At 75.4% G+C, this 14,469-nt stretch carries 5 protein-coding genes; all 5 read right to left on the reverse strand.

Annotated elements, in window-relative coordinates; translation table 11 throughout:
* Positions 1-1,125 precede the first annotated feature (1,125 nt).
* The gene (locus tag ACZ6JS_RS24715) at positions 1,126-5,664 is read right to left on the reverse strand and encodes an amino acid adenylation domain-containing protein (RefSeq protein ID WP_469300983.1); all 4,539 of its coding nucleotides are present in this window, start codon (positions 5,662-5,664) and stop codon (positions 1,126-1,128) included.
* 118 nt (positions 5,665-5,782) lie between these two features.
* Positions 5,783-10,531 (reverse strand): amino acid adenylation domain-containing protein, encoded by a 4,749-nt coding sequence (locus tag ACZ6JS_RS24720; RefSeq protein WP_469300985.1) that lies wholly within the window; start codon positions 10,529-10,531, stop codon positions 5,783-5,785.
* A 206-nt stretch (positions 10,532-10,737) separates the two neighbouring features.
* Entirely contained in the window at positions 10,738-12,012 is a 1,275-nt protein-coding gene (locus ACZ6JS_RS24725; protein WP_469300986.1) for a glutamate synthase-related protein, read from the reverse strand.
* Complete coding sequence (locus tag ACZ6JS_RS24730; protein WP_469300988.1) at positions 12,009-13,013, reverse strand: asparagine synthetase A; 1,005 nt, start codon at positions 13,011-13,013, stop codon at positions 12,009-12,011. The genes ACZ6JS_RS24725 and ACZ6JS_RS24730 overlap by 4 nt, the downstream gene beginning before the upstream one ends.
* Positions 13,010-14,458, reverse strand: coding sequence for a methylaspartate mutase (locus tag ACZ6JS_RS24735; RefSeq protein ID WP_469301068.1), 1,449 nt, complete (start codon positions 14,456-14,458; stop codon positions 13,010-13,012). The genes ACZ6JS_RS24730 and ACZ6JS_RS24735 overlap by 4 nt, the downstream gene beginning before the upstream one ends.
* Positions 14,459-14,469 lie beyond the last annotated feature (11 nt).

Raw genomic sequence — 14,469 nt, forward strand, 5'->3', positions numbered from 1 at the left:
CGGCGCTGCCCGGACGGCCGGCGGCGCGGCCGGGACCGCCGGGCCGGACGGAACCCCGGGGTCGCGGCGCGGGCGGGCCGTGCGGCAGTCGGCCCGGGACCCGGCGACCGCGGTCTGCGGCAGGCCGACGGGGCGTTGCCCCGGGTGCCGGACCGGAACGGGCACGCCACCCGGCCCGGCCGGGCCGAGAGCCGGACGGGACCGGCACCACCCGCCGCACAGGCGGCAGGCCGACCGGACCGGCCCGGCCGGACCGAAGGCGGGCGGACCGGTTCGGCCCGCCCCAAGGGCGGCCTGGCAGGCGCGCTCCCCTGCCCGGTGCGGACGGCGGTGCGCGGCCCGTACGGGCGCCGCACCCCGGCCCCGACCGGGGCACCGCCAACAGCCGGCCGAACCGCGGCCACTCGCCGCGCGAGCGGCCGCCGTACCCGCTGCCACCCTGCGGAACCGGCACGGCCTGCCGGGCCCACGGGGCGTTGCCCCGGTCAGGGCCACCCGCTACGGCCCGCCCGTAGGGCCGACGGCCGTCCGACCAGCATCCGGACGGACCCGGCACCACGGCCGCAGGCGGTCTGCGGCACGGGTTCCGCCACATCGGCGGAACCGGCACGGCCGTTCGGGTCGGCGGTTCCCGGTCCGATCCCGGGCGGGCGTCGGACCCCCGACCGGTCGGCCCGGTGGTCGGGGTCGGCGCCACCCGCCGCAGGCGGGCGGCCCGCGGCGGTGGGGCCCCGGCGGCAGCCGGGCGGGCGGGGCGGGCTCCGCCCTGGGTCTGTAAACGGGTCCGGTGCCTCCGGGTCGTGTCGTCCGGGTCGTGTCGCTCGGCCCCGCGTCGGCTCGGGTGCCGTGCGTGGCACGGCGGAGAGGGCTCCCGTGTGCCGGACGCCCGGGTGATCCGACAACGCCGCGAGGTGCGCTGCCGGGCGGCGCGGGCCGGCAACATCCGAGCGAGACGGCCCAGGTCCGGGCGGGGCTCGGGCCTGCCGGCCGGGCAGGACCGGTGCCCCGTGAGTTGCCCCGGGTCCGGTGGGTCGCTCGGCCGGGCCCGGTCCGCCGGCGGTCGGTGGAGCCCGGTCGACGGCCCGGGGCAGGGCCGCCGTCGGGCGACCCGCGGGCCGGGTCCGGTCAGGCGGTGGCCGACAGGCGGGCCAGGGCTTCGGTGTAGGCGTCGATGAACCGCTCCGCCGTGGCGTCGTCCACCACCGACCGCTGGTGGTCCACGGCGAGCAGTACGCGCTGCGAAACCGGGTCCTGGATCAGCGAGGCGCCGAAGGCGAAGCTGTTGGGCTCGTGCCGCAGCGTCGGCTCGCAGCCGATCCGGCCGTCCTCGATGCGCGCCGCGCTCAGCCGGCCCAGCGCATGGAAGCGCAGGTAGCCGAACTGGCTGTCCAGCGCGGTGTCGGCCATCATCCGGGCCAGGCGGGCGAACGGCACCCGGCGGTGCGGCATCATGTCCAGCTCCTCCCGGTGTACGTGCCGTACGAGCGCGGCCAGGTCGTCGCCGTGCGGCTCCGCGACGAGCGGGACCGTGTTGAGGAACAGCCCGTACACCTCGGTCCCGCCGAGCCGTTCCAGGCGGCCGTTCATCGCGAGCCCGGTGGTGACCCGCCGGCGCCCGGTGATCTCGGCCAGCGCGTGCAGGTGGGCCGCGAGCGCGACCGACTTGACCGGGACGGCGACGGCATCGGCGACGGTACGCAGTTGCCCGGGGGCGTCGGGCAGCACCCGTTCGACCGTGCGCGGCAGTTCATGGACGTTTTCGCTGCCCGGCCAGAGCTGGCCGGTGGCACCGTCGAGCCGGCTCCGCCAGTACGCCAGGGAGTCCGGGTCGGCGGCGGCCTCGCGTTCCACGGCGACGAAGTCCCGGAAGGCGGTGCGCGGCGGCGGCGTCGGCGCGGAGGCCGGGTCGGCGGCGAGCGCGGTGTGCCGTTCGAGGATCTCGGTGAGGAGGGAGGTGAAGCTCCAGCCGTCGAGGATGGCGTGGTGCTCGGAGATGGTGAGCTGGAAGGCGTCGTCGGCCAGCCGCTGGACGGTGACCCGGAAGAGCGGTGGTTCGGCGAGGTCGAAGGGCCGGTCGCGGTGGTGCTCGAAGACCGCGCGGACCTGGTCGTCCTGCTCGGCCGCGGCCGATCCGCGCAGGTCCGCGAACTCGACGGGCACGGGCAGCGCGGCGTGCACGAGCTGGAGCGGTTCGCCGTAGCCGGAGAGGTCGAGGCCGGTGCGCAGGACGGCGTGGCGGGCCATGGCCTCCTCGACGGAGCGGCGCAGCGCGCTCTCGTCGAGGTCGCCGGATATGCGGTACGAGTTGACGTTGTGGTAGCTGTCGGTGCCTCCGGCGACCTCCATGTGGAAGACCATGGAGAGCTGCATCGAGACCATCGGATAGGCGTCGGCGATCCCGGGCGGCAGCTTGTCCCGGTCCTCCTCGGCCATCAGTGCGAACGGCCGGTCGGCGGCGGGGTCGGCGGCCGCCGGGCGGGCCAGCGGCAGCAGTCCGGCGACGGTCGGGGCGTTGAAGACGTCCCGCAGGCTGACCTGCCAGCCCCGGTCGTGCAGGGCGCCGGCCAGCTGGACGGCGCGTATGGAGTCGCCGCCGAGGTGGAAGAAGTCGTCGTGGACGCCGATTCCGCCGACGCCGAGGACCTCCGTCCAGACCCCGGCGAACAGTTCCTCCTCCGGCGTGCGCGGCTCGACGTGGCGGCCGGCCGCCGCGGGTGCGGCACGGTCGGGGTCGGGCAGCGCGGCCCGGTCGACCTTGCCGTTGACCGTGAGCGGCAGCGCGTCGAGGACGGTGACACTTGCCGGGACCATGTACTCGGGCAGCGAGCGGGCCAGGAAGGCCCGCAGGTCCGCGGGCCCGGCCGGGGAGCTCCCGGTGACGTACGCGGCGAGCCGGTCGTCGTGGACGGTGACGACGCACGCGTCCACCTCGGGGTGCGCGGCGACGGCGTTCTCGATCTCGCCGAGCTCGATGCGGAAGCCGCGCAGCTTCACCTGCGAGTCCGCCCGGCCGAGGTACTCCAGGCCGCCGCCGGGCAGCCGCCTGGCGAGGTCGCCGGTCCGGTAGAGCCGGGCGCCGGGCGGACCGTACGGGTCGGCGACGAAGCGGCCGGCGGTGAGGCCGGGGCGGCCCCAGTAGCCGTGCGCGAGGCTGCCGCCGCCGATGTACAGCTCGCCGGGGACTCCGGGCGGGCTGGGGCGCAGCCAGTCGTCCAGGACGAGCGCGGTGAGGTGCGGCATGGGTTCGCCGACAAGGCTGCGCTCGAAGCCCGCACCGCCCTCGGCGACGTCGTGGGCGGTGACGTGGACGGTGGTCTCGGTGATGCCGTAGAGGTTGCAGAGCCGGGCGGGCGGCAGCGGCTCGAGGTCGTGCCAGCGCCGGACCGCGGCGGGGTCGAGCGCCTCGCCGCCGAGCATGATCCACCGCAGGGCGGGCAGGGCGCGGGGGTGGCGGCGCAGGGCCGGTTCGAGCTGGCGCAGCGCCGAGGGGGTGAGGCAGAGGTGGGTGACCCGTTCCGCGTCGAGCAGGCCGGCGAACTCGTCGGGCGAGCGGCTGGTGAGGTGGGGTACGACGACCAGGCGGGCGCCGTGCAGCAGGGGGGCCCAGAGCTCCCAGACCGTCCAGTCGAAGGCGTAGCTGTGGAAGAGGGTCCAGACGGTGTCCGGGCCGAAGCCGAAGTGGTCCCGGCCGGAGTCGAGGAGCCGGCTGACGTGCTCGTGGGCGACGGCTACACCCTTGGGGCGGCCGGTGGAGCCGGAGGTGAGGATGAGGTAGGCGATGTCGCCGGGGCGGCCGGCGGCGGGAGGCCGGACGGCCGGGTGGGTGGCGATCTCCGCCGCGTCGGCGCCGAGGTCGAGGGTCTGCCAGGGGCCGTCCGGGGCGCGGTCGGGCCGGTCGGTGAGGACCAGGGTGACGGCGGTGTCGGCGAAGACCAGGGCGGCCCGGTCGGCCGGCGCGGCCAAATCGACCGGTACGTAGGCGGCGCCGGTCTTGAGGACGGCCAGGATGGCGGTGGGCACGGCGGCGGTGCGTTCCAGCAGCAGGCCGACCCGGTCGCCGGGGCGGATGCCTCGGGCGAGCAGGGTGTGGGCCAGGCGGTTGGCGCGGCGGTCGAGTTCGGCGTAGTCGAGGGTGCCGTCCGGGTCGCTCACGGCGGGCCGGTCCCCGTACGCGTCGGCCGCGCGTTCGAAGAGGTGGTGCAGGCAGTGTCCGGGGTCGAGCCGTGCGGGGCGGTGCGGCTGCCCGGCGGAGGTGAGCCGGAGCACGGTGGCATCGGGGTCGGCAAGGGCGGCGTCCAGCAGGCCGGCGTAGTCGGCGGCGAGGCGGCGTACGGTGCCGGCGTCGAACAGGTCGGTGCTGTACTCGGCTTCGCCGCGCAGGCCGCCGCCGTCGGTGTCCTCGAAGACGGACCAGGTGAGGTCGAACTTGCTGGTGCCGTTGGAGCGGACGGTACGGCGGGCGGTGACCGCGGAGCCCAGGGCGAGCGGCGTGGAGTCCTCGGTGTGGGCGCCGAACACGACCTGGACCAGGGGCGGGTGCTGCGGGCTGCGGGTGGCGCCGAGCAGGTCGACGATCTGGTCGAAGGGGACGTCGAGGTAGCCGAAGGCGTCGAAGGCGGTGTCCTGGAGGTCGGCGAGCAGGCCGCGGAAGGTGGCGTCGGGCGCGAGCCGAACGCGCAGCGGCAGCAGGTTGACGAAGTAGCCGAGCAGGTCGGCGAGTTCGGGACGGTTGCGGGTGGTGACGGGGGTGCCGACGAGCAGGTCGTCCCGACCGGTCCAGCGGCCCATCAGCATGGCGAAGACGGCGAGTTGCACGGTGTACGGGGTGACGCCCTCCTGTTCGGCGAGCGCCCGCACCCGGGCAGCGGCGCCGGGGGCGAGGTCGAACGGCTCGGTGGCGCCGCGCCGGCTGCGCTCGGCCGGCCGGGGCCGGTCGCCGGGCAGTTCCAGCAGGGTGGGGGCGCCGTCGAGGCTCTGCTTCCAGTGGGCGAGGTGCTCCTCGTAGGAGGTGTGCTGCTCCTCCTCGGCCCAGTCGGCGTACTGGGTGCTGAGCGCCGGCAGGACGGGGGCCCGCTCCTCGGCGGACGCACGGTACAGCTCGGTGAGCTCGTGGTCGAAGAGCTCGGCCGACCAACCGTCCCAGACGATGTGGTGGACGACGAGCAGGAGCGTGGTGCGGTCGTCGGCGAGCCGGAAGGCCTCGGCGCGCAGCAGCGGCCCGGTGGCCAGGTCGAACGGTTCGGCCGCCCGTTCGGCGATCAGCTCCTCGGCACGGCCGCCCCGCTGGGCTTGGGGCAGTTCGCGCAGGTCGGTGACGGCGAGGGGTACGGGCAGGGCGGGGTGGACGTGCTGGCGGGGGCCGTCCGCGTGCAGGACGAAGGTGGTGCGCAGCGCCTCGTGCCGGGCGCTCACCCCGTCCAGCGCCCGCTGGAGCAGTACGAGGTCGAGCGGACCGGTGACGTCGTACGTCCAGGGGGTGGTGTAGGTGGCGGCCTGGGGGTTCCACCGGTCGAGGAACCACAGGCCCCGCTGGAGGCCGGTGACCGGGGCGGTACGGACCGGGCCGGCGGGCGGCACGGCTGCCGCTCCGGCGGTGGGGGCGGCGGGCGGCTCGGCCGGCGGGCGGCTCGGCGGCGTGGCGGGCAGGTCGGCGGACGGGCTCACGGCCTCGTTCCCTTCGGTCGGACGGGCGGGCTGGCGGGCGGGGCGACGGGCCGGGTGCCGGACGGGCTGACGGGTCGGCTGACGGGCCCGCTGGCGGGCCGCCGGGCGGCGTGGCGCGTCATCGCGCGGCCAGCCGTTGGGCGATGGCTGCGACGGTCCGGCCGCGGAAGACCACCTGCGGCGGAACCCGGGTGCCGGTCTGCCGGGAGAGCCGCATGGCGACCCGTACGGCGGCCAGCGAGTTGCCGCCGATGCGGAAGAAGTCGGCGTCCGGGCCGAGGTCGTCGGCCAGTTCCAGGACATCGCGCACGGCGTCGGCGACGAGCCGCTGGTCCCGGTCGAGAGGGTCGGCCGGGGCGCCACGGCGGCGCTCGGCGGGGGCGGGCAGGGCGCGGCGGTCGACCTTGCCGTTCTGGTTGAGCGGCAGCGCGTCCAGTACGTCGAGCGTGGCCGGCACCATGTGCTCGGGCAGCAGACCCGCCAGGTGGTCGAGGAGCGCGTCCGCGTCGGGCGCCTGCGCTCCGGCGGCGGTGACGTACGCGGCGAGCCGTCGGTCGCCGGGGGCGGGCTCGTGGACGGTCACCGCGGCCTCCGCCACGGACGGGTGGCGGGTGAGCGCGTCCTCGATCTCGCCGGGCTCGACGCGGAAGCCGCGGATCTTCACCTGCTCGTCGATCCGGCCGGTGATCTCCAGGACCCCTTCGGCCGTGCGGTGGCCGAGGTCGCCGGTGCGGTAGAGGCGTTCGCCGGGCGCGCCGAACGGGGAGGCGACGAACCGTTCCGCGGTCAGCCCGGGCCGGCCCGCGTATCCGAGGGCGAGCCCGCCGCCGGCCGCGTACAGCTCGCCGGTGGTGCCGTCCGGGACCGGCCGCAGCCGCTCGTCGAGGACGTGGACGGCCTTGCCGTGCAGCGGGCGGCCGATGGGGATGGAGGCGCCCGCGGCGTCCTCGGGGGTGGCCCGGTGGCTGGTGGTGAGGCCGAGGCTCTCGACCGGGCCGTAGCCGTTGGCGACGACCAGGTCCGGGTACTGGTCGAGGGCCTTGCCGACGTGGGTGACGGAGGCCCGCTCGCCTGCGGTGAAGGCCACCTTGAGGTCGTCGTAGGTCTCCGGGAACTCCTCCAGCAGGAAGTTGAACAGGCTGGCGGACAGCTGGAGCTGGGTGACGCCGTGCCGGCGGGTGAGTTCGGCGACGGCCTGCGGGTCGGGCCGCTGGCCGGGCTGGAGCACGCACACCCCGCCGAAGGCGAGTGCGCCGTACAGCTCCAGGGCGAAGGCGTCCCAGGAGACCGGCGAGCACTGGAGCCACACCTCGTCGGGTCCGAAGCGGGCGTAGTCCTGGCCGAGGTAGGTGGTGGTGAGGGCGCGGTGCGGGACGGCGACGCCCTTGGGGCGGCCGGTGGAGCCGGAGGTGAACATCACGCAGGCGAGGTCGGTGCCGGTGACCGGCAGGCCCGGGTCGTGGCCGGGGCGGGATGCGACGGCGGCGGCCTCGGCGTCCAGGTCGAGGTGGCGGGAGACGGGGAACGGCGGGCCCGCGTCGCGGTGGGTGACGAGCAGGGCGGCGCCGCAGTCGGCGACCGCGCCGGCCAGCCGCTCGGCCGGGAAGTCCGGGTCGAGCAGGGTGTAGGCGGCTCCGGCCTTGAGGGCGGCGAGCAGGGCGACGACCAGGTCCGGTCCGCGCTCGACGAGGACGGCGACGGTGTCGCCGCGGCCGATGCCCCGGGCGCCGAGGTGGTGGGCGAGTCGGTTGGCCCGCTCGTTCAGGGTGCCGTAGTCGAGGCGGTCCTCGCCGCATACCAGGGCGAGGGCGTGCGGGGCGCGGGCGGCCCGGTCCTCGAAGAGCGTGTGCACGGGGGCCTCGACGGCGGTGGCGAGGGTGCCGAGCCAGGCCTCGCACAGTTCGGCCATGGTGGCCGGGTCGAACAGGTCGGAGTCGTACTCGAAGCGGCCGGTGAAGTCGGTGCCCCGGTCGTCGACGGAGATCGACAGGTCGAATCGGGAGACAGGGTTGGAGTGGAGTTCGCGGGTGACGCGGGTGCCGCCGATGGTCAGCGGGCGGGTGTCCAGCGGGTGCAGTTCCAGCAGGACCTGGCAGAGCGGGTTGCGGTCCTCGGTCCGGTCGTCGGGGCGCTCCTGCATGACCGCGCCGGCGATGGCGTCGAACGGCGCCTCCTGGTGGCGGTAGCCGTCGATGGCCACGTCGCGGACGTGGCGGACCAGGTCGCGGAAGTCCATCCCCTCGTCGAGGCGGACGCGCAGTGGCAGCAGGTTGATGAAGTAGCCGATCAGCGCGTCGAGTTCGGCGCGGCCGCGGACGCTCACCGGGGAGCCGAGCACCAGGTCGCGCCGGCCGGTCCGCCGGTGGAGGGTGAGGGCGAGCCCGGCGAGCAGCACCATGAACGGGGTCGCGTCCTCGCTGCGGGCGAGAGCCCGGACGGAGTCGGCGACCGGGCGGGGCATCGCGAAGCGGTGGAAAGCGCCGCGGAACGCCTGGAGTTCGGGGCGGGGCCGGTCGGTGGGCAGGACGGGCTCGGTGGGTGCGTCGCGCAGGTGTTCGCGCCAGTGGTCGAGCTGCCGGTCGGCGCTGCCGTCCTGGTGCTGCCAGGTGCTGTAGTCGGCGTACTGGACGGCGAGTTCGGGCAGGTCCGCCGGCCGGCCGGCGGCCAGGGACTCGTACAGGGCGGCCAGTTCGGCCTCCAGGACGGGCAGGGAGCCCTCGTCCCAGACGATGTGGTGGCACAGCAGCAGCAGGGTGGCGGTGTCTGCGGTGCGGTAGAGGTGGGCGCGGACCAGCGGGCCGGCCTCCAGGTCGAAGGGGACCAGCGCGGCCTCGGCGAGCAGTGCGTCCACGGCGCCGGGAGAGGTCTCCACCACGGTGAACGGCAGCTCCATGGACGGGTGGACCACCTGTCGGGGGCCGTCCTCGCGCAGCTCGAAGGTGGTGCGCAGCGCTTCGTGCCGGTCGATGACGCCGGCCAGGGCCCGACGGAGCAGCTCCGCGTCGACCGGCCCGTCGAACCGGAACACCCAGGGCACGATGTAGGTGGGCGCGCCCGGGTTCCACTGGTCCAGGAACCACAGTCCGCGCTGGAAGTGCGCCAGCGGCGCCTCGGCGGCACCGGTGCGCTCGAGCGGCGGGCGCTCGCCGTCGTCGGAGGCGGCGGTGACCGCGGCGGCGAACCCGGCGAGGGTCGGCGCGTCGAAGATGGTGTACGGGGAGACCATGCCGAACACGTCGAAGACGCGGCCGACCACGCGCACGGCGGTGAGGGAGTCCCCGCCCAGGTGGAAGAAGTTGTCGTCGGCGCCGACCTCGGGCACGCCCAGTACGTCGGCCCAGACCGCCGCGATCAGCTGCTCGGCCGGAGTGCGGGGCGGGCGGTGGCCGGCGGCCGGCGGGGCGGGTTCGGCCTGGGGCTCGGGCAGCGCCGCCCGGTCCACCTTGCCGCCGGCGGTGAGCGGGAAGGCGTCCAGGGGGGTGACGGTCGCGGGGACCATGTGCTCGGGGAGCCGCTCGGCCAGGTGGGCCCGCAGCCCGGCCGGGTCGGGGGCGCCGCCGCCGGTGCCGGTCACGTACGCGGCGAGCCGGCCCTCGTGCGCCACCACGACCGCCGCGGCGACGTCCGGGTGGCAGGCCAGCACCTGCTCGACCTCGCCGGGCTCCACCCGGTAGCCGCGGACCTTCACCTGGTGGTCCGTACGGCCGACGAACTCCAGCGGTGCACAGGTGCCGGACCGGCGGACCACGTCGCCGGTGCGGTACATGCGGGCGCCCGGCTCCGGCGCGAAGGGGTCCGCGACGAACCGGCCCGACGTCAGGCCCGGGCGGCCGTGGTAGCCGGAGGCCAGCACCGGCCCGCCGAGGTACAGCTCACCCGACGCACCGGGCGCCACCGGGCGCAGCCGGTCGTCCAGCACGTACGCGCGGCGGCCGCCGAGCGGGCGGCCGATCGGGACGGTGACGGCCTCGCCGGCGCCCGGGCCGGCCGTCTCGTGGACGGTGGCGGTGACGACGGTTTCGGTGGGCCCGTAGGCATTGAGCAGCGGGACCCCGGTGGCGGCGCGCCAGCGGTCGGCGGCGGCCGGGTGCAGCCGGTCGCTGCCGGAGATCATCAAGCGGAGGGTGCGCGGCGGGCGGGCGTCGTCCCGCAGTGCGGCGACCACTTCCTGGAAGTAGCCGGCGGCGAGGTTCGCCACGGTGACCCCCTCCGCGTCCAGCAGCTCCAGCAGGGCTGCGGGGGCCAGGAGTTGCTCCTGCGGTACGACGATGCAGGCGCCGGCCGAAAGGGCGGTGAGGACCTGTTCGACGGCCACGTCCACGGTGGGACGGGCCAAGTGCAGCACCACGTCGTCCTCGGTCAGGCCGAAGCACTCGACGGCGGCGGCCAGGTGACCGGTCAGCGCGGCGAGGGGGACGTGCACGCCTTTGGGGCGGCCGGTGGTGCCGGAGGTGTAGATGAGGTAGCCGGCGGAGCCGGGTCCGGGCCGGTCCGGATCGCGTTCCTCGCCTGCCGGCTCGGCCCGGCCGTCGGCCTCGGCCAGTTCACCGCCGGTGTAGGCGAGGGCGGCGCCGGCGTCCGCACGGATCCAGCGGTTGCGCTCCTCGGGGGCCTCCCGGTCCAGCGGCAGGTAGGTGGCGCCGGCGCGGAGCGCGGCGAGCAGGCCGACCACGTGGTCGAGCCGGTCCCGGCCGGTGACGGCCACCGTCGCGCCGGGCGCGGTCCGGGCGGCGATCCGGGCGGCGAGGGCGCCGCTCAGCTCGTCCAGCTCCCGGTAGGCGACGGTCCGGGCCCCGAGCCTCAGGGCCGGGCGGTCCGGGTACCGGCGTGCGACGGATATGAAGGGAAAACCGCGAGATTCCATCATCCAACCCCGATGAATTAACGACGCTGCGGGTAGTCGTCTCGACGATAGGGCCGCTTTTCCGGGCGGATCGGCAGATTGCCCGGAAGGCGATCGGCAGTTTCAACTGCCGCTCCGGAAGTGCCTGCGACGGGCCCGGAAGCCGCAGAGAGGGCAGCCCGCCGCGGCGCGGACGGCGCCTCGACGGGCTGCTGGAAAGGCCTTTTCGGTTATCCGGCCGCGGGAATTTCCGGGAAATCCGGGGACCATACGTCGTGACGGTCCAGTGCGTCCGGGGAGTATTTCCCGAGCGCGCTGATCAGCAGTCGGAGTTCGAGGGCGAGGCATTCGGTGAAACGGGTCAGCCCGGCCTGCGGGTCCTCGGCGGCGGCGAGCAGGGCCGCCCGGCCGAGCCCCACCGCGCGGGCGCCGAGCGCCAGGCTCTTCACCGCCCGGCCGCCTTCCCACATCCGTCCGGAGACCAGCAGGCACGGTGGGGGCCCGGCGGCAGCCAGCCGGCGCAGGCACTCGGCGAGCGGCAGGCCGACCTGGGCCGGGAAGGCCCCGGGCGCCCAGCCGGTGCCGCCCTCGGCGCCGTCCACGGTGACGGCGTCCGCACCCGCCTCGGCGGCCACCCGGGCGGCCTCGGCGACGTCCCGGCCGGGGTGGAGCTTCACCCAGACCCGGACCCGTGGGAAGTTGTTGCGCATGAGACGGATCTGCTGGCGCAGGATCTCGGCCGTGAAAGTGCCGGGGGTACTGGAGCGCAGCACGCGGCCGTCGCCGAACACGTCGTCCAGCCCGTACCGGTCGCCGATCCGGGCGGCCGCCTCGGCGTCCAGGACGGTCATTCCGCCGAGACCCGGCTTGGCTCCCTGCCCGAGTTTCAGTTCGAAGGCCAACCGGCCGGATTCGAGGAGCGGCAGCGCCGCCGGGTCGCTGTGGACGAGGTTCCACACCTCGGCGTCGGCGTCCTCGGTGGACTGCTGGACGGCCACCCCGCCCCGCCCCTCGGGCAGGTGCTCGGCGTAGGCGCGCAGGCGGCCGAGGAGCGCCCGGTCCGCCGCCTCGCCCTGCCTGCCGTAGCCGTTCACGGGGACGACGTTCTCGCCGATCACCATGGGGATGCCGAGCGCGCCGGCCTGCCGGGCGAGCGCGAGACCGAGATCGCCGCCGGCCGCCCGGGTGGAGCCGAGCGCCGACACGTACACCGGCAGGGACGAGGTGAACCCGCCTATGCCCGTGGTGAGTCCGACGTCGCGGTAGTCGGGCTCGCGGCCGAGGTCGATCAGCCGGGCGAGGCGCTGCGGCATGAGGACCGGCGGGGTGATCCGCAGGGCGTCGAGCGGATCCCGCTCACCGTCCGGCCGCCGGTCTGCGTCGTGCTCCGCGCCGAACAGGACCCGGCCGTAGTCTCCGGGCGGCGGGAAGGCGGCCGCCGCGCCGGCCCGGGCGCGGCGGCGGACCTCCTCCTCGGGGAAGCCGGGCGCGGACAGGTCGCTCACGGGGACACCACCCCGGCCAGCTTCGGGAAGGCGCTGGCCTGCCAGACCGCGTCGAGCCCGGCGACGTAGCGGGTCAGCCGCTCCACTCCGATGCCGAAGCCCGCGCTGCCCGGCACGCCCTCGCGGACCAGGTCGAGGTACCACCGGTACTTCTGCGGATTCTCGCCGGTCTCCCGCATCCGGGTGACGATCTCCGCGTAGTCGTTGGTGCGCTGGCTGCCGCTGCACAGCTCGCCGTAGCCCTCGGCGGCGATCAGGTCGAAGTTCTTCAACAGGCCGGGCCGTTCGGGGTCCTCGCGGTCGTAGAAGCCGCGTGAACCCTTGGGATAGTCGGTGACGAAGAACGGCCGGTCCCGCTGGGCGGAGAGCAAAGCCTCACCGTCCCAGTCCAGTTCGGCGTCGGGGCTCTGGGGGTGGCCGAGCCCCCGCAGCTCCGTGACGGCCTCGGCGTGCCGCATCCGGCCGAAGGACCCCTTCAGCAGCTCGGTGAGCGCAAGCGTGTCCCGGCCGAGTTCGGCGAACTCCTTGGGCAGCTCGCGGACCGTGCTGTCGACCATGTGCACCACCAGCTCCTCGACGAGCTGTACGGCGTCGTCCCTGCTCGCGCCGGCCATCTCCACGTCGAGCTGGTGGAACTCGGCCAGGTGGCGGCTGGTGCCGGCGGTCTCCAGCGGCTCCAGCCGGACGTTGGGGGCGATGCAGAAGATCTTGTCGAAGGCCAGCAGCGAGGCCTGCTTGTAGAGGATGGCGCTCGTCATCAGCTTGTAGCGGTGGCCGTAGAAGTCGACGTCGACCTGTTTGGAGCCGCGCGAACCGGGGTCGGTGACCGGCCCGATGATCGGCGGCAGCATCTCGGTGAAGCCCCGTCCGCGCAGGAACTCGCGGGCGGAGAAGAGGAGCTGGTGCTGGATCCGCAGCGCGCTGCGGGTGGCCGGGGCCGTCAGGTGGCGCCCGGGGTCCGGGATGGGTGCGGCGGGGGCCGTGTGCCCGTCGGTGGTCATGTGGTCGGTCCCAACTCTCGTCGTGGCGTGGACGTCGTAGGCGGCGGTACGGGCATGCGGGGCGCGCCGGGGGCGGCAGCGGCGGCGGAGGGGGCTGCGGCGCGGTCGTCGTAGGTCCGTTGGACGTGGGAGAGCGCCGAGATCAGTCCGGCCGCGCCGAGGATCGGCGGACGCGGGCCCTCCTCCGCCAGACCGGCGATCGGCATCGAGCCGACGCTCGACCAGAGAAGGCGGCCGTCGGGCGCGAGGGAGGTGCGGGCCCGGCCGGCGTTGTCGGGGTGCAGGCAGTAGGGGACGTCCAGGTAGCCGGCGGCGAAGGCGCGCACCAGGGCTCGGCCCACGTCCGCGTCCAGCTCCAGCACGGCGCCGATCAGCGCCCGTGCCTCGGCCTCGATGCCGGTGTCGGCCATGGCGAGGCGGTCGAGGCGGTCGAAGCCGCCGGATGCGCCGGGATCGTCGAGGCGGTCGAAGCCGCCGGGGGATCCGGCGGCGTGCGGGCCGGGAAGGGCGGTCGGCGCCGGGCGGGAGCGCTCGTCGGCGGCAGCCGCGGCGGCGGTCTCCAGCGCCCGGACGTTCTCCCCCACCGTCGGTATCCGGTGCGCTTCGGCTGTGGTCTTGACGATCAGTCGGGCGGCGCCGGCGCGCACCGCCAGCCGGGCCGCGTCCTGCAGCAGCAGCCGGGCTCCGCCGGGCGTGCGCGGGAAGACGCCCATGTAGGCGTAGAGGACGACGTGGTGGTCGACGTCCGGCAGGAGTTCCCCTGCCAGCCTGCCGAGGACGGTGAGGGCCTCCTCGTCCTGGCGCGGGTCGGCCTGCTGGGCGTAGCTCAGCGAGACGGAGGCCAAGCCGTGCTGGCGGAAGAACAGTGCCTCCAGCACGCTGACCGCGATCAGCAGGCTCGGCGGGCAGAGCTGGCCCATCAGACAGCCGCCGAAGGTCTCCAGGTGCGGCTCGGCCCCGTACTCCCGGGTCGACGCCAGCAGTTCGCAGCTGCGCCGCCAGGCGGCGACCGCTTCGCGCAGCGGTGTACGGCTGTACGGCAGGCAGTACGAGACCGGCCCGCCCTCGGTGGCGTCGAGGCCGACCGCCAGCAGTGCGCGGACGATGTGCTCGGGCATCGCCGACCCGTGCCGGACCTGTACCGGGAAGCGGGCGTCGGCGACGCCCCGCAGGACGGCGCGGGTGGTGTCGGCGGGGTGCGTGGCGATCGGGTAGCCGTTCAGGCCGACGCCCTCGGCCAGCGCGCGCCGGACGGCTTCGAGGTCGCCGGTGCGGGTGTAGCTGTCGAGGGTGACGGTGCCGACGGTGACGGCGTCCGCGTCCCGGGTGGCGCGCAGGCCGTCGCGCATCCGCAGCGGGTCGGCCATGCCCATCCTGGGCTGGACCACCAGGGTGCCTGCCGCCCGTGCCCGGGCGACGAAGGCGCCGAAGCCGGAGGGCGACACCGCTGCGTCGG

This window comes from Streptomyces sp. NPDC046349, from assembly GCF_055587885.1.